The 15,695-nt window shown below is 61.7% G+C and carries 12 protein-coding genes and 1 pseudogene; 7 read left to right on the forward strand and 6 right to left on the reverse strand.

Annotated elements, in window-relative coordinates:
• Positions 1-323 precede the first annotated feature (323 nt).
• Positions 324-728, forward strand: a complete 405-nt coding sequence (locus tag Q7J58_RS01920) for a polymer-forming cytoskeletal protein (protein WP_304822642.1) — start codon at positions 324-326, stop codon at positions 726-728.
• 113 nt (positions 729-841) lie between these two features.
• Here Q7J58_RS01920 and ppa read toward each other — a convergent pair whose 3' ends face one another.
• Positions 842-1,378, reverse strand: coding sequence for an inorganic diphosphatase (gene ppa / locus Q7J58_RS01925; RefSeq protein WP_304822645.1), 537 nt, complete (start codon positions 1,376-1,378; stop codon positions 842-844).
• A 306-nt stretch (positions 1,379-1,684) separates the two neighbouring features.
• On the opposite strand from ppa, the gene Q7J58_RS01930 reads away from it, so the two are divergent.
• Positions 1,685-3,745 (forward strand): sodium-translocating pyrophosphatase, encoded by a 2,061-nt coding sequence (locus Q7J58_RS01930; RefSeq protein WP_304822648.1) that lies wholly within the window; start codon positions 1,685-1,687, stop codon positions 3,743-3,745.
• Between the two features lie 84 nt (positions 3,746-3,829).
• Here the strand turns inward: Q7J58_RS01930 and Q7J58_RS01935 are convergent, their stop codons facing one another.
• Positions 3,830-4,456 (reverse strand): TetR/AcrR family transcriptional regulator, encoded by a 627-nt coding sequence (locus Q7J58_RS01935; RefSeq protein ID WP_304822651.1) that lies wholly within the window; start codon positions 4,454-4,456, stop codon positions 3,830-3,832.
• Positions 4,457-4,591: 135 nt separating this feature from the next.
• Between Q7J58_RS01935 and Q7J58_RS01940 the strand changes: the two genes are divergently transcribed.
• The 4 genes from Q7J58_RS01940 to Q7J58_RS01955 all read left to right on the forward strand — a co-directional run bounded on the left by Q7J58_RS01940 (position 4,592) and on the right by Q7J58_RS01955 (position 8,769).
• Complete coding sequence (locus tag Q7J58_RS01940) at positions 4,592-5,413, forward strand: metal-dependent hydrolase (RefSeq protein ID WP_304822654.1); 822 nt, start codon at positions 4,592-4,594, stop codon at positions 5,411-5,413.
• 81 nt (positions 5,414-5,494) lie between these two features.
• Positions 5,495-6,631, forward strand: a complete 1,137-nt coding sequence (gene moaA, locus Q7J58_RS01945) for a GTP 3',8-cyclase MoaA (protein ID WP_304822657.1) — start codon at positions 5,495-5,497, stop codon at positions 6,629-6,631.
• Between the two features lie 135 nt (positions 6,632-6,766).
• Complete coding sequence (mobA, locus tag Q7J58_RS01950) at positions 6,767-7,399, forward strand: molybdenum cofactor guanylyltransferase MobA (protein ID WP_304822660.1); 633 nt, start codon at positions 6,767-6,769, stop codon at positions 7,397-7,399.
• Positions 7,400-7,407: 8 nt separating this feature from the next.
• Positions 7,408-8,769 (forward strand): molybdopterin molybdotransferase MoeA, encoded by a 1,362-nt coding sequence (locus Q7J58_RS01955; protein WP_304822663.1) that lies wholly within the window; start codon positions 7,408-7,410, stop codon positions 8,767-8,769.
• 10 nt (positions 8,770-8,779) lie between these two features.
• Here the strand turns inward: Q7J58_RS01955 and Q7J58_RS01960 are convergent, their stop codons facing one another.
• On the reverse strand, positions 8,780-10,168 hold the full coding sequence (locus Q7J58_RS01960; RefSeq protein ID WP_304822666.1) for an AMP-binding protein: 1,389 nt from the start codon (positions 10,166-10,168) through the stop codon (positions 8,780-8,782).
• Between the two features lie 201 nt (positions 10,169-10,369).
• Here Q7J58_RS01960 and Q7J58_RS01965 point away from each other — a divergent pair.
• Positions 10,370-10,549 (forward strand): annotated as a pseudogene (locus tag Q7J58_RS01965) (IS481 family transposase); the annotation flags it as partial.
• Between the two features lie 53 nt (positions 10,550-10,602).
• On the opposite strand, the gene Q7J58_RS01970 reads toward Q7J58_RS01965, so the two are convergent.
• The 3 genes from Q7J58_RS01970 to Q7J58_RS01980 form a co-directional block, all read right to left on the reverse strand.
• Entirely contained in the window at positions 10,603-11,430 is an 828-nt protein-coding gene (locus Q7J58_RS01970) for a GGDEF domain-containing protein (RefSeq protein ID WP_304822669.1), read from the reverse strand.
• Complete coding sequence (nosP, locus tag Q7J58_RS01975) at positions 11,423-12,577, reverse strand: nitric oxide-sensing protein NosP (protein WP_304822672.1); 1,155 nt, start codon at positions 12,575-12,577, stop codon at positions 11,423-11,425. The genes Q7J58_RS01970 and nosP overlap by 8 nt, the downstream gene beginning before the upstream one ends.
• Positions 12,578-12,971: 394 nt before the next feature.
• Positions 12,972-15,695, reverse strand: a 2,724-nt coding sequence (locus Q7J58_RS01980; protein ID WP_304822675.1) for an efflux RND transporter permease subunit, incomplete at its 5' end; no start/stop codon positions are given.

A 15,695-nucleotide genomic window follows, 5' to 3' on the forward strand; every position in this document is an offset into this window, starting at 1 on the left:
GCTGCAGGCCGCACTGGCGGCCAGTTGGCAGCGCGACCGTCGTGTCGTGCGCCGCCGCTTGGCATTGCGCTGGCTGGTCTGGGGCTTGTGGCGGTGTGTGGCTTTGGTGTTGCTGTTGGCCTTGGCATGGGCCGCATGGCGATGGCTGATGCCCGAAACTCACCTGCAACAGACTGCCTTATCGCAAGATCGGCCTGTGGCACAACACGCGTCCGCCCGATCCATGCTGCCAGCAGGTCATGTGGAACTTGGCACCACGGCACCCCTTCAAGATCCCCCAACCAAGCCCGAAAACCGGTTGCACAGCAAGGAGCACTGACCCCATGAGCCAAAATCCCGCCACCACCCGCCTGGTACCTGTTGAACGCTTAAGTGCCATCACCAGTCTGATTGCCGAGGGCGCCGTGTTCGACGGCAACTTCCATACCACCCGCGACCAGGGCATCAAGGTCGACGGCCTGCTCACAGGCAACATCACGTTTGAGAGCGGCGGCACACTGCATGTGGGCGCCACCGGTGTGATTGAAAACACCCGCCTGGAAGCCGACTACGTGTTCATTGAGGGCAAGGTCATCGGCACGGTGATTGCTCGCAAGGCACTTGAAATCACAGGCTCGGCCACCTTGATTGGAGACGCCGGCTACGACGACCTGATCGACATGCACCCGCGTGCCCGGGTGCGTGGCAAGATCGAATACCGGGGTGACATGGACGCTGCAGCCGCCTGAACACAGGCTGGCGCCTAATTCAGATCGGGTATGAATCAACCATGAAAAAAAGCGCCTGTGCGGCGAACCGCACAGGCGCTTTTTTCATGTGCGCCCTGCCGGGCGCCCCGCCATCAACCTTGGGCTTTGTTGTAAGCCTCAATGCCGTCAACGATTTCTTTGTGGGCGGCGTCTTTGCCCTCCCAGCCAATCACCTTGACCCATTTGCCTGGCTCCAGGTCTTTGTAGTGCTCAAAAAAGTGCTGAATCGTGTTCAAGCGCATCGGATTCAGATCTTCCGGCTTTTGCCACTGGGTATAGATCGACAAAATCTTGTCGATCGGCACTGCCAGCACTTTGCCGTCTTCACCGGCTTCGTCTTGCATTTTCAGAATGCCAATGGCACGGCAAGGAACCACCACACCAGGGATCAGCGGCACGGGCGTGATCACCAACACGTCCACCGGATCGCCGTCGCCCGACAGCGTCTTGGGCACATAGCCGTAGTTGGTCGGGTAGTGCATGGCGGTGCTCATGAAACGATCGACAAAAATCGCACCGGTTTCCTTGTCCACTTCGTACTTGATCGGGTCGGCGTTCATCGGGATCTCGATGACCACGTTGAACGATTCAGGGACATTTTTTCCAGGGGTGACGTTGTCGAGGGACATGTTGTGAGTCTGAAGGTTGATTGAAAACTGATCGGCCCCTAGGGGCGCCGGTGTGTCAATGGTCGCAGGCCCGCGCGACAGATGAGCCCAGTACCGCCTAGGATTTACCCTGATTTTACTGATTCCAGCCTTACTTCAGACGCGCAAGCGGTACCCAGCGCCCGCAATACCCGCTAAATTGGGCATGTTGGCCAATCACCCTGCACGATCGCTGTTCGGCGAACATGCGAGGACACGAGGAAGCAACGCAGCGGGGATGACCCACAGGCGTTGCCCCCTCCACGTCAGAACGAGCAGGAGAAATACATGGTTGGACAATCTGCGCTGATATTTGCGCTGGTGTGCGGGCTGGTGGCGGTGGCCTACGGCTTCTGGTCCCGCAGCTGGATACTTTCACAAGACCCGGGCAACGCCCGCATGCAGGAAATTGCCGGGGCCATTCAGACCGGCGCAGCGGCCTACCTCGCGCGGCAATACAAAACCATCGCCATCGTCGGCGTGGTGCTCGCGGTGCTCATCGGCGTTTTTCTGGACAGCCAAAGCGCGGTGGGCTTTGTCTTGGGCGCAGTGCTCTCGGGCGCTTGCGGCTTCATCGGCATGAACATTTCCGTGCGCGCCAACGTGCGCACCGCGCAAGCCGCCACCAAAGGCATTGGCCCGGCGCTGGATGTGGCCTTTCGCGGCGGCGCTATCACCGGCATGCTGGTGGTGGGTCTGGGCCTGCTGGGCGTGGCAGGTTTCTTCTGGTTTCTGGTCGGCAATGGCAACCTCACGCCCGACAAAAACCTGGCCAAGCTGCTCAACCCGCTGATCGGTTTTGCCTTTGGCTCGTCGCTCATTTCCATTTTTGCGCGCCTGGGTGGCGGCATTTTCACCAAGGGCGCCGACGTGGGTGCCGATCTGGTGGGCAAGGTGGAAGCCGGCATTCCCGAAGACGACCCGCGCAACCCGGCCGTGATTGCCGACAACGTGGGCGACAACGTGGGCGACTGCGCCGGCATGGCCGCCGACCTGTTTGAAACCTACGCGGTCACACTGATCGCCACCATGGTTCTGGGCGCGCTCATGGTGTCTGCCGCGCCCATGCAGGCGGTGCTGTACCCACTCGTGCTGGGCGGTGTCTCCATCATCGCTTCCATCATTGGCTGCTTTTTTGTGAAGGCCAGCCCGGGCATGAAAAACGTGATGCCGGCGCTCTACAAAGGCCTGGCCATTGCGGGCGTGCTCTCGCTCATCGCCTTCTGGTTTGCCACCGCCTGGATCATGCCGGACAACGCCATCAGTGCCAGCGGCAGCCAATTGCGCCTGTGGGGCGCTTGCGCCGTGGGCCTGCTGCTCACCGCTGCGCTGGTCTGGATCACCGAGTTCTACACCGGCACGCAGTATTCGCCAGTGAAACACATCGCCCAAGCCTCCACCACCGGCCACGGCACCAACATCATTGCCGGCCTGGGCGTGTCCATGCGCTCCACCGCATGGCCCGTGCTGTTTGTGTGTGTCGGCATTCTGGCCTCGTACCAGCTGGCCGGGCTGTACGGCATTGCAACGGCAGCCACCTCCATGCTGAGCATGGCCGGCATTGTGGTCGCGCTGGACGCCTACGGCCCCATCACCGACACCGCGGGCGGCATTGCCGAAATGGCCGAGCTGCCCAGCAGCGTGCGCGACGTGACCGACCCGCTGGACGCCGTGGGCAACACCACCAAGGCCGTCACCAAGGGCTACGCCATCGGCTCGGCCGGTCTGGCCGCCCTGGTGCTGTTTGCCGACTACACCCACAAGCTGGAGACCTATGGGCACCAGATCACCTTTGACCTGAGCGACCCGATGGTGATCGTGGGCCTGTTCATCGGCGGCATGATCCCTTACCTGTTTGGCGCCATGGCCATGGAAGCGGTGGGCCGGGCGGCGGGTGCGGTGGTGGTGGAAGTGCGCCGCCAGTTCAAAGAGATCCCCGGCATCATGGAAGGCACGGCCAAGCCCGAGTACGGCCGCGCGGTGGACATGCTGACCACCGCCGCCATCAAAGAAATGGTGATCCCCAGCCTGTTGCCTGTGGTGGTGCCCATTCTGGTGGGCATTTTCCTGGGCCCGAAGGCACTGGGTGGCTTGCTCATGGGCACCATCGTCACGGGCCTGTTCGTGGCCATTTCCATGTGCACCGGCGGCGGCGCCTGGGACAACGCCAAAAAATACATTGAAGACGGTCACCACGGCGGCAAGGGCAGCGAAGCCCACAAGGCCGCCGTGACCGGTGACACCGTGGGCGACCCCTACAAAGACACCGCTGGCCCCGCCGTGAACCCGCTGATCAAGATCATCAACATCGTGGCGCTGCTGATCGTGCCGTTGCTGCCCATGGCGTGATGCCACACTGCTGAAAGACCAACGGCCCGCTCAAGCGGGCCGCTTTGCTGGGTGGATGCTCGATCAACCCGACTCAAACAAGTGTCAACGCCCGGCGCGATCGGTGTGTGTCAGTGCCCGCACGATCTCACCCGCGCAAGGCGTGAGTTTTTTCAGTTCAGCGGCCTGCCCTTGCTCAATGGCCTGCAGCACCAGTTCGTTGATGCCGCCCACAGCGGCCATCGCCATGGCGGGTGACATCGCACGCAGCGGAGCAGCGCTGGGCAAGGCTGCGCCATTCACGGTGGTGACCATGAAATCGGCAAGCTCCTGCATCACGTCGCGGCGGGCGCGCAGCCCTTCGGGTCCGAGGTGGTGAATATCGACAAACAGCACCCGAACCAGGCCCGCGCCCGCCGCCAAGTGCTCAAAATAAGCCTGCAGCGCCTGCTCAATCTGGGTCTGCCACGGCCGCTCGGGCTTGAGCGCTTCCCGCAGGGTGCGCAATGCCGATCCGCTGGCGGCGCGGTACAGTGCCAGAAAACAGGTTTCTTTGCTGGTGAAATGCTCATAAAACGTGCGTTTTGAAACCCCGGCTTCCCGCACGATGTCGGCGATGGTGGTCAACCCCAGGCCTTTGTCGGCCGACACCGCGGCCATGGCCTGAAGCAGGCGCGTGCGGTGCTCATGCTCCAGTTCGTGGATGAGGTCTGGCGCGGTGGCTGTGTTCATGCGCCGATCTTAGGCGGCACAGGCTGCACCTGGCTGACAGCGCGCAGCGGACTTACCCCGTTGACATGGCAGCCCCAGGGATGCACCATTTGACCATCGGTACCCAAAGGTACCAATCCAAAAAGTGCCTTACCCATGACCAAACTCGTTGTCCGTCGCTTGTTGATCGACCTGGAAAAACCGGTGCAACGCCACTGGTGCAGCGGCGATGCGTTCCTCACCGCCTGGTTCAGCGCCTTGTCGATGAGCTTTCCGGTGGGGGAACAGTTTTTTATCGATTCGGTGCGCACCGGCTTCCAAGCCTTGCCCGAAGACCAGCAAATGGCTTTCAAGGCTGAGGTGCAGGGTTTCGTGGGACAGGAAGCCACGCACCGCCGCATCCACGCTCTGTTCAACGCCCAGATTGAAAAACATGGCCTGGTGAACGACTGGGAACCCAGGGCCCGGGAGCGCTTGAGCCTAGTTGAAGGCAGCGACCCGCGCCACGGCCTGGCCATTACCGCCGCCAACGAACACTTCACCGCCCTGTTTGCCGAATGGATGCTGTCGCACCCGCAGCTGCTGGACGGTTGTGAACCCCGTCTGAAGGCACTTTGGCTGTGGCACAGCGCCGAAGAGTCCGAGCACAAATGCACCGCGTTCGACCTGTACCAGGCGCTGGACGGCAGCCACGCCTGGCGGGTGAAGTGGATGCGCCGGGTGACGATGATCTTTCTGACCGACACCCTGCGACAGACCGTGAACAATCTGCGGCACGACGGCACGCTGTGGCGCTGGAACACCTGGCAAAGCGCCTGGCGCCATATGCTGGGGCGCCAAGGGCTGTTGAGCCTGAGTTTTCGGCCTTGGCGCGCTTACTTTCGTGCGGACTTTCACCCGAGCCAGCAGTCCAGCGATCTGTCTGAAACCTGGTTGCAGCAAAACACCCATCTCTACACCCGGGTGGGTACCGCTTGAGCGGGCTGCAGCCCTCGGGTGAAACCCCAGCGTCTATGGGTGCGCCCCTGGATCGGGGTGGTCGTCGCCCATAATCCACGCATGTCTGAACGCGTCATTCCCCTGGTCGATCAACGCACCGCGTCACGGTCCGCCGCCATTCCTTCGGTGTCCATTCCCGCCAACGGCCTGTTGGGCGACCAACTGGGTCGCCCGCTGCGCGACCTGCGCATCAGCGTCACCGACCGATGCAACTTCCGCTGCAGCTACTGCATGCCCAAGGAAGTTTTTGGCAAAGACTACCCCTACCTGCCCCACAGCGCGCTGCTCAGCTTCGAAGAAATCACGCGCCTGGCACGGCAGTTCGTGGCCCATGGTGTGCAAAAAATCCGACTCACCGGGGGCGAGCCGCTGTTGCGCAAAAACATTGAAATTCTGATCGAGCAACTGGCGGCCCTGCGCACGGTGGAGGGCAAGCCGCTGGACATCACCCTGACCACCAACGGCTCGCTGCTTGAGCGCAAAGCCGCATCGCTCAAGGCAGCCGGGTTGCAGCGTGTCACGGTCAGCCTGGACGGGCTGGACGACACGGTTTTTCGCGCCATGAACGACGTGGATTTTCCGGTGGCCGACGTGCTGCGAGGCATTGACGCGGCGCAAGCCGCAGGCCTGGGCCCAATCAAGGTCAACATGGTGGTGAAGCGCGGCACCAACGACCACGAAATTTTGCCCATGGCGCGCCACTTCAAAGGCACCGGCATTGTGCTGCGCTTCATTGAATACATGGACGTGGGCGCCACCAACGGCTGGCGCATGGACGAGGTGATGCCCAGCGCCGAGGTGGTGCAACACATTCACCGCGAACTGCCGCTGGTGCAGCTAGACCCGTCAGCACCGGGCGAAACCGCCGAACGCTGGGGCTATGCCGACGCCCAGGGCCAGCACGATGGGGTGGCCGGAGAAATTGGCGTCATCAGCAGCGTGACCCAGGCCTTTTGCAGCGACTGCAACCGCGCCCGCCTGTCCACCGAGGGCAAGCTCTACCTGTGCCTGTTTGCCAACCAGGGCCACGACCTGAAACCCCTGGTGCGAGGCCAAGCCACCGACGAACAACTGGCCAGCGCCATTGCCGCCATCTGGCAGGGCCGCAGCGACCGCTATTCCGAGCTGCGGGCCAGCCTGCCGCCCGACGCCTCCACCGGAGGCCGGCGCGTGGAGATGAGTTACATCGGTGGCTGAAAGCTCCCCCCGCACCGCTTCGCGTCACCCCCCAGGGGGCGACACCAGCCGTCCGGCGAAGCCGGCCCGGCGGTGTCCCCGGTTTGGTTCACGCGCCATCTCACCCCACTTTGATCAGACTTTTTTGACCAGAACATGATCCATACCCATGAAATCACCGCCATCGTGCTGGCGGGTGGCCGAGGCTCCCGCATGGGCGGGGTCGACAAAGGGCTGCAAAACTTCAACGGCACGCCGCTGGCGCTGCACACCGTGTTGCGTCTGCAAATGCAAGAAGGCGGCTTGGTGGGCGAACTGATGGTCAACGCCAACCGCAACCTGTCGGCCTACGAAGCTTTTGGCGCGCCCGTGTGGCCCGACACGCTGAGCGACTACGCGGGGCCGCTGGCCGGTTTTATGACCGGGCTGGAGCGCTGCGAAACGCCGTATCTGCTCACCGTGCCGTGCGACACACCGCTGTTCCCGCTCAATCTGGCCCAGCGGCTGGCGCATGCTTTTGAGGACGACAGCACCGAAATCGCCATGGCCGCCGCGCTGGAAGACGACGGCCAGTTGCGCACACAACCGGTTTTTTGCCTGATGCGCGTGGAACTGCTGGAAAGCCTGGTGGCCTTCACACAAGCCGGTGGACGCAAGATCGACCGCTGGACCGACCAACACAAAACTGTGGTGGTGCCGTTCAACCTGCCGGGCGACGATGCCCGGGCTTTTTGCAACGCGAACACGCTGGCCGAACTGCAGGCCCTGGAAACCCCTGACAAGCCCTGAATTGCGCCATGAAAACCATTGCCCAGATAGCCGCCGAATTGCAGGGCTACGACCCGCAGGCCCTGAGTGCGGAGCGCGTCAACGAATTTCTGTCACAGCTGATTGAGCCCGTCACCGAGACCGAAACCCTGGGTGTGTTTGACGCCCTGGGCCGCGTGCTGGCGCAAGACGTGGTCTCGCCCATCAGCGTGCCGCCGCACGACAACTCGGCCATGGACGGCTTCGCTTTCGACAGCGCGCAGATGCAGCCTGGCCAGCCGCTCACCCTGCGGGTGGTGGGCACCGCGTTCGCCGGCAAAGCCTGGGCGGGCACGCTGGTGGCGGGCGAGTGCCTGCAGATCATGACTGGCGCCATCATGCCGCCCGAGCTGGACACGGTGGTGCCGCTGGAGTTTGTGCGCGTGCAAGGCGACAGCGTAGAAATCCCTGCTGGTGTGGTCAGCCAGGGCGACAACCGGCGTCTGCTGGGCGAAGACCTGATGGCAGGCCAGCCCGCGCTGCGCCAAGGCCAAACCCTGGGCCCGGCGGCACTCGGCCTCATCGCCAGCCTCGGGCTGCCCCACGTCACCGTGTTTCGGCGCATCCGCGTGGCCTACTTTTCAACCGGCGACGAAATTTTGAGCTTGGGCGAAGCCCCGCGCGAAGGTGCGGTGTACGACAGCAACCGCTACACCGTGTTCGGCCTGCTCACCCGCCTGGGCGTGGAGGTAATCGACATGGGCGTGGTGGGCGACCAACCCGCCCTGCTTGAAGCCGCCTTCAAAGAAGCCGCCGCCCGCGCCGACGCCATCATCACCAGCGGCGGCGTCAGCATGGGCGAAGCCGACCACACCAAAGCCATGATGAAACAACTGGGCGACGTGGCGTTCTGGCGCATCGCCATGCGCCCGGGGCGGCCCATGGCCGTGGGGCGCATTGTTCACCCCGACGCTCCACCGCTGTGCGGGTCGCTGCCCCCCGAAGGGGCGGAGCCCGGCTTGGGGCGGCCCGGCGCCGGTCTCACCGAACAGGGCAAGTCATCGGTTCTGTTTGGCCTGCCCGGCAACCCCGTGGCCGTGATGGTCACGTTTCTGGCGTTCGTGCGCCCTGCCCTGCTGCGCCTCATGGGCAGCACGGCCGCCGAGCCGCTGCTGCTCAAGGCGCACAGCGGCGAAGCCCTGCGCAAAAAACCCGGCCGCACCGAATACCAGCGCGGCATCGTCACACGCCAGGCCGATGGCATGCTGCAGGTGCGCACCACCGGCAACCAAGGCTCGGGCGTGCTGCGCTCCATGGTGGAGGCCAACGGCCTGATCGTGCTGCACCACGGCCAAGGCAACGTGGCGGTGGGTGATGCGGTGGACGTCATGGTGTTTGACGGCGCGATTTGAACGGCCGTTTTTAGCTTGAACCTTTGGCCAGGATGCGACATGACTTGCCGCTGCGCCCCCGAGGCACGGCCTGGCCCAGTTCACCCAGCACCCGAATGGGCAAGGTACCCTGGGCCAGGGCAAAAGACTGCAGCGCAGCACGGCACGACTTCAGGGCATCTCGCCCTTCTTGCCCCACCATGGGCAGGCGCAGCACCAGGGTGCTCGCGTCTCGCTGACGAATCTGGAAATCAAAGACCCCGGCCTGCTCTTCCAGCACGGTGGCCAAGGCCAGCGGCAGCAAAGCCACCTCGCCGTGGGGGCCGTGCATGCGCAAGGTGTCATCGTGCCGCCCTTGCACCTCGATCACCGGAAACGGTGAACCGCAAACGCATCGCTCGGCGTGCACCGTCACCTGGTCGCCCATGCCGTAGCGAATGAGGGGCTGCACCGTGTTGGCCAGATTGGTCAGCAACACGCTGCACGAGGCCTGCCCCAGCGGCACCGGGCGGTTGTTTTCGTCCACCGGCTCCAACACCAGCCAGTCGGTGTTCAGGTGCAACTGGCCCGCTTCACACTCCCAACCCATGGCGAGGAATTCAGAGGCGCCGTAACTGTTGCGCACCCGACACCCCAACGCCGTTTCAATGCGCTGGCGCACCGCAGGGCTCAGCGTTTCGCCACCTGTCCAGACTTCGCGCAAACCCACCTTCAAGCGCCCACGCTCAGCCTGCTCGGCCAGCAACAGCGCTGCAGTCGGGTAGCTGGCCAGTACCGTGGGTGCAAACGCATTCAGCGCATCCACCAGCGCCTCCACCGGCTGCAAGATGGAAAACGAGCGCATTGAAGGGGCCAGCCACGGCTGCAACTGGCGCAAGCGCTCCAAGCTGACAAAGCTCGCAAAATGGCCTCCGGTAGCGCCCACAAACGCCATGCGCTCGCTCAGGTAAAACGGGTCCAACCAGCGTCGGGTGCGCAGGTCGGTGCTTCGGCGCACGGCCTCCAGTGCGTCGTACACCGCCATGGCGCGCGCGTCTTGCACAAAAATGCCGGGCACGCCACTGGTGCCCGAACTCTCCCAAACGAGGTAGCGCCCCAGACAGGGCTTGCCCACCCGATCCGGGTCGGCACTGAAGTCTTGTAGTTCGCTCAGCACCAGCCGGGGGTCGGTCACCCATTGCGAAAACCGGCCCATGAGCTCGTCGCGGCCCACTGGGGCTATTTGGCTCAAGGCGTGCGGGTCGTCGGGCAGATGCACCAGGCGCTCTCGGTACAGCGCCGAGCCACTGCGCGCCGCAGCCAGCAGCTTGCGCAGCCGACCTTGCTGCCAGTGGGTCACAGCCGCCTCGCTTGCATGGGCCAGGGACAGTACCTCGGCGGTGGTGGTGGCCAGCAAAAAAGGATCAAACACAGTGCCCATGCAGTCATCTCCCGGGGCCGAAGGCATCCGCACAACTGAAAGATCGACGGCCCGACCGACAGCGCGGCACGGGCCGTACCCGGCAACCGTGCAGGCCCATGGTATGTGGCAACGGCCAGCATCGGTTGATGCGGCTCAAGCGGACTGGATTCTGGGTCAAATCAGGTTTCCCATCATGGGCATGATCCATCCGATGGCACGCACCAGTTGCCCACCACCTTGAGTCCGGCGCAAGAGGCGATCGTGATGGAGATACGGCGCCTGTGCCTGCTGCCCTTGGACGACCTGGTCAGTTTCACCCGGGAGTTCATCAACGCTGACGCATCCCGCTCAGGTATCAGCCGTTTCCTGCGCCTCGAGGGCCTGTCCAAGCTCGCTGATTGACATTTTGACCGTCGGCTGGAATGACTCGTTATCCGTATTGATTCAGGTACTTACTGCAACATAAGTGGAGAAAATCCAGAGGCTCCATTATAAAAAATGACTCTATTGCGCCCCTCTTCTTTCGCCTTGTACATCGCCATATCGGCCCATTTCAGGATATCTTCCTGACTGGCCTTGTTGTCGTTGAACAATACCACGCCAATACTCGATGTGCAATGATGTTCAAACGTGGTCTGTGCATCGCCTTCTTGATTTCGAGTCAGGATATAAGGCGCCGCCAGAACAGTTCGCACCTTTTCGGCAACAACACCGGCATGCGCAATGGAAGCCTTTTCATCCTCGTCCAGTTCGCTGAGCATCACCACAAACTCATCTCCGCCGATGCGCGCAACGGTATCCGCTTCGCGGACGCAAAGCGTGAGACGATGCGCCACTTCGATCAGCAACATATCGCCCGCCTCGTGCCCATGCGCATCATTGAGCGGCTTAAAATTGTCCAAATCCAGAAACATCACCGCGCCAAAACGCCCGCTGCGTTTGCTGGCAAGCATCGCCTGCCCCAGACGGTCGGTCAACAAGCGGCGATTGGCAAGTTGCGTCAATGCGTCATGAAAAGCCAACTTGCGGATGTGTTTTTCGCTTTCGCGCAAGTCCCGGGTGATCTTCTCGTTTTCACGCAGCGCCGCTTCTAGTTCGGCAGTGCGGTGGCGAACCTGATTTTCCAGCGTGATCGCCGTCTCGAACAGGTTGAAATCGGACCCGAGCAAACTGGCATTGCGTTCGGCACGATTCATCAGCGCCTGAACGACTTTATTCAGGCGCCCAATCTCGTCCTGCAAAGCCTGCACGCTGACCGCCGGTTGAATCTGCTCAGACATCGGCAACTTTCCCGGCCGATCCGATGGCGATCCCAGTAAGCGTCTGGTTGACATGCACACCGTGAAACTGTTCGCCGTAACTGTTAAAACCAACCGCGTTGTTGCTGCGGAATATTTCCGCGACGCGACCCTCCAAACCGTTCTGGGATATCTCCAACTTGCGCAAGATGCAATCGCAGGCGATGACGAGCTGGGGTTGACCTATTTCCGCACGGATACTGTCGAAAGTCTGCTCCAGATTGTTCAGCAGCCCTATACCGTGCGCCACCCTGAGCACCAGCCCCTCCTCGATGGCGCAAAAGAAAGTCAGGCTGCCGTCAGGGTTGGCCTTCTGGATGGAGCGCACATAGTCCGTTCCGTCTATCATCACCACAACGGGAGAAGCGGCGAAACTCATGGGATTGAGTTCATGCAGCTCGATTCCCAGCAGTCGCGCATATTCCGCCGCAGCGGGAAGTCCGTTGATCTCCTTGACGACGCGTTCATCCGTATCAGCCTCCGTCACCACCATCCGCTCGGCGGTGGCAATGAAATGCTGGGTTTTGAAGATCTTAAAAGGCAAATCGGTGTTGAGCAGAACCAGCACAGCGCTATCGGCATGGAAACGGCCATCGCTGAATACAAGCGTTTTGGAAAATTTCAGGTCGTCGCCCGCAGAACCACCGAACAGTACGATATCGCCCAAAGCATATTGCAAGGCATGCGCTACCGGCTCCTCCCGTATGGACAAACCGTCGATCAGCATCAATGCAAAACAGTTTTGTGGCGCTGCCTCCGGCACCCGACTTTCCAGACGCTGCAACAGGGTTTGCGCAAAGTCATGCCCCGATGAGATACCGAAGTGGTCTAAATTTTCAAGCAATCCGCTGACGGTCGCGAAGCCAGACGCAGAGAAACTTGCCCCAGACAGACCATGCTCGCCGTAGCCGTGCGGCCCAATCGCACCGGCAGTGGTACAACCAACCACCTGCGTCCCGGCAAACCGTCGGTTCATTTCCTCTGCCAGCGCATCCATATCGTATGCACTGGAACAGAAAAAGATCACCAGTTCCATGTCCGGCTGCGCTACTGCTGCGTGAAACTCCGCCACAGCCTCACGTGCGTCCGTGGTAAGAGACTGCGCGGTGCGAATAGTTTGAACGTTCAAGTTTCTCTCCCAACGTAAAACTTTTGGATGGTCCTGCAAACTTTGATGCTGTTGACTTTTCACCAGATATTCCCGACAGCAGTGGGATAACATGAATATTTCAAGCTTAAAAAGCCATTTAAATCATATGCTTATCTCGGTGAACTGTACAAATATAAAATTGCCGTCGCCCACACCTCAAATGTCCAAAAAATTTATTGGACCAAATTTATAAATATACCCTTCAACTACACTATAGCCCCAAAATCAAAAAGCTTACCCTTATTCGGTCAGATTTATTTGGTTATGATATTGGCCCAACGTAGCAGCATGCGGCACCCGCACCAGCGGGGCGCGGCGGCTTTCGCGTGCGGAGTTTAGAGTTTTGAATAGGGTTCCACACAAGATACGCAGGCTAAGTGTGTACCAGTTGCACGGACTGGCTGTGTGCTTTTTTTCTGGCCAACAAGGTGTACATCGTGGGCACCACAAAAAGGGTGAGCAAGGTGCCCAGGCTCATGCCGCCCACAATCACCCAGCCTATTTGTTGGCGGCTCTCGGCGCCTGCGCCGGTGGCCAGGGCCAGCGGAATGGCGCCGAGCACCATGGCGCCGGTGGTCATGAGAATGGGGCGCAGGCGCAGCGCGGCAGATTGTTTAACCGCTTCCAATGTGCTGGCGCCCTGCTCGCTCAATTGATTTGCAAACTCCACAATCAAAATACCGTGTTTGGTGATCAAGCCCACCAAGGTAATTAAACCAATCTGGCTGAACACATTGAGTGTGCCGCCCGACCATTTCAGGGCCAGCAATGCACCCAACATGGACAGGGGCACGCTGAGCATGATGATCAGCGGATCAACGAAGCTTTCAAACTGCGCGGCCAGCACCAGATAAATAAACAACAGCGAGAGCACAAACACAATGGCCAGCGATCCCGATGAACTCTTGAATTCGCGGCTTTGGCCGTTGAGGTCGGTGGTGTAGCCGGGCGGCAAAATCTCGGCGGCGGTGGCGTCCATGAACTTGAGCGCGTCGCCCAGCGCCAGCTCGGGCGCCAGGTTGGCGGTGATGGAGGCGCTGCGGCGTTGCCCAAAGTGGTTGAGTTCGCGGGGCACGACCACTTCGCGGATTTTGACCAGCGAGGCCAGCGGAATCATGGCCTCGTTGCGGCCCCGCACAAACAGGCGATCGATGTCGTCGGGCGTGCTGCGCTGGGCGCTGTCGGTCTGCACGATCACGTCGTATTGCTCGCCATCGCGCTTGTAGCGGGTGACGATGCGCCCGCCCAGCATGGTTTCCACGGTGCGGGCAATGGCGTCCACGTTCACACCCATGTCGGCGGCGCGTTCGCGGTCCACATCCATGCGGATTTCGGGTTTGTTCAGGCGCAGATCGGTGTCCACTTGCACGAAACCGGGGTTCTTGGCCAGGGCGTCCTGGAACTGGCGCACCACCTTGGACAGGTTGTCATAACTGTCGGAGGTGACGATCACGTAGTTGATGGGCCGTTCACGAAAGCCTTGCCCCAGCGAAGGTGGCGTGATGGGAAACGCACTGATACCGGGCAAAGCCGCCATGCGCGGCGCAATTTCGCGGGCAATTTCTTGCGTGGTACGGGTGCGCTCTTCCCACGGTTTGGCGCGCAAAAACACATTGCCCTGGGCCACGGTGGGGTTGCCGATGTTGCTGAAAATGCGGTCGAACTCGGGGTAGTCCTGCCCGATGCGTTCAATGGCTTCGGCGTATCGGCGGGTGTAGGCCAGCGTGGCGCCGTCCGGCCCGTTGATGCTGGCCAGGATGACGCCCCGGTCTTCAATGGGCGCCAGCTCTTGCTTGGTGCCTTGCAGCAGCCACCAACTGCCCGCCGCACTGGCGAACATGACCAGCACCACCGCCCAGCGCAGGTTCAGCGCCAGCGCGAGCACACGGCTGTAGCCGCGCGTCAGGCTGGTCAACACGCGTTCCATGCCTCGGTCAAAACGACCCGGGTTGGGGTTGTGGCGCAGCAGTTTGGAGCACAGCATGGGCGACAGCGTGAGCGCCACAAAGCCGGACACCACCACCGCGCCGGCCAGCGCCAGCGCAAATTCGGCAAACAGGCGCCCGGTGCGCCCGGGGGTGAAGGCCAGCGGGGCGTACACCGCGGCCAGCGTGAGCGTCATGGCGACCACGGCAAAACCCACCTCGCGCGCGCCCTGAATGGCGGCTTCAAACGGCTTCATACCTTCTTCGATGTGGCGGTAGATGTTCTCCAGCACCACGATGGCGTCGTCCACCACCAGACCAATGGCCAGCACCAGCGCCAGCAGGGTGAGGGTGTTGATGGAAAAACCGAACAAAGCCATGAGCGCAAAGGTGCCGATCAGGCTCACCGGTATGGTGACCAGCGGGATGATGGACGCGCGCAAGGTGCGCAGGAACACAAAAATCACCAGCGCCACCAACACCACCGCCTCGGCAATGGTGGTGTAGACCGCTTTGATGGAGCGGTCGATGAAGACCGAGTTGTCGTTGGCAATGTCCACGTTCACGCCAGGCGGCAGGTCGGCCTTGACCTTTTCCAGCAACTGGCGTACGCCGGCCGAGAGCTCCAGCGGGTTGGCGGTGGCCTGGCGGATCACGCCGAGCGAAATCGAGTCGCGCCCGTTCAGGCGCACCGAGGTGCGTTCATCTTGCGGGCCCTGCAACACCCGGGCCACATCGCCCAGGCGAATGGTCTGGCCGTTGATGTTGCGGATGGCCACGTCGCGGAACTGCGCTGGCGTCTGCAGGTCGGTGGCGGCGGTCACGTTGAATTCGCGCAGCGTGCTTTCAATGCGGCCTGCAGGCACCTCCAGGTTGGAGCGGCGCAGCGCGTCTTCCACGTCCTGCACCGTCAGGCGGTAGGCGGCCAGGCGGTCGGGGTCGATCCAGATGCGCATGGCGTATTTGCGCTCGCCATACACCCGCACATCGGCCGCACCCGGTGCCGTTTGCAGCACCGGCTTGGCCAGGCGGTTGGCAAAGTCGGAGAGTTGCAGCGCGTCGTGCGTGTCCGAGCTGAGCGCCAGCCAGATCACGGGGAAAGCGTCGGCCTCCACCTTGGCAATCACCGGCTCGTCAATGCCCTGGGGCAGGCGCTGGCGCACCCGGCTCAC

It is taken from the genome of Hydrogenophaga sp. (assembly GCF_030656115.1).
In the GTDB taxonomy this organism is placed as follows: Bacteria; Pseudomonadota; Gammaproteobacteria; order Burkholderiales; family Burkholderiaceae_C; genus Hydrogenophaga.

Bases quoted from the DNA above. Each gene is read 5' to 3' on its own strand.
- moaA (WP_304822657.1), top strand. From the start codon at position 5,495: ATGTCTGAACGCGTCATTCCCCTGGTCGATCAACGCACCGCGTCACGG.
- Q7J58_RS01930 (WP_304822648.1), top strand. From the start codon at position 1,685: ATGGTTGGACAATCTGCGCTGATATTTGCGCTGGTGTGCGGGCTGGTG.
- Q7J58_RS01955 (WP_304822663.1), top strand. From the start codon at position 7,408: ATGAAAACCATTGCCCAGATAGCCGCCGAATTGCAGGGCTACGACCCG.
- Q7J58_RS01935 (WP_304822651.1), bottom strand. From the start codon at position 4,456: ATGAACACAGCCACCGCGCCAGACCTCATCCACGAACTGGAGCATGAG.
- Q7J58_RS01970 (WP_304822669.1), bottom strand. From the start codon at position 11,430: ATGTCTGAGCAGATTCAACCGGCGGTCAGCGTGCAGGCTTTGCAGGAC.
- Q7J58_RS01940 (WP_304822654.1), top strand. From the start codon at position 4,592: ATGACCAAACTCGTTGTCCGTCGCTTGTTGATCGACCTGGAAAAACCG.
- Q7J58_RS01920 (WP_304822642.1), top strand. From the start codon at position 324: ATGAGCCAAAATCCCGCCACCACCCGCCTGGTACCTGTTGAACGCTTA.
- Q7J58_RS01960 (WP_304822666.1), bottom strand. From the start codon at position 10,168: ATGGGCACTGTGTTTGATCCTTTTTTGCTGGCCACCACCACCGCCGAG.
- ppa (WP_304822645.1), bottom strand. From the start codon at position 1,378: ATGTCCCTCGACAACGTCACCCCTGGAAAAAATGTCCCTGAATCGTTC.
- mobA (WP_304822660.1), top strand. From the start codon at position 6,767: ATGATCCATACCCATGAAATCACCGCCATCGTGCTGGCGGGTGGCCGA.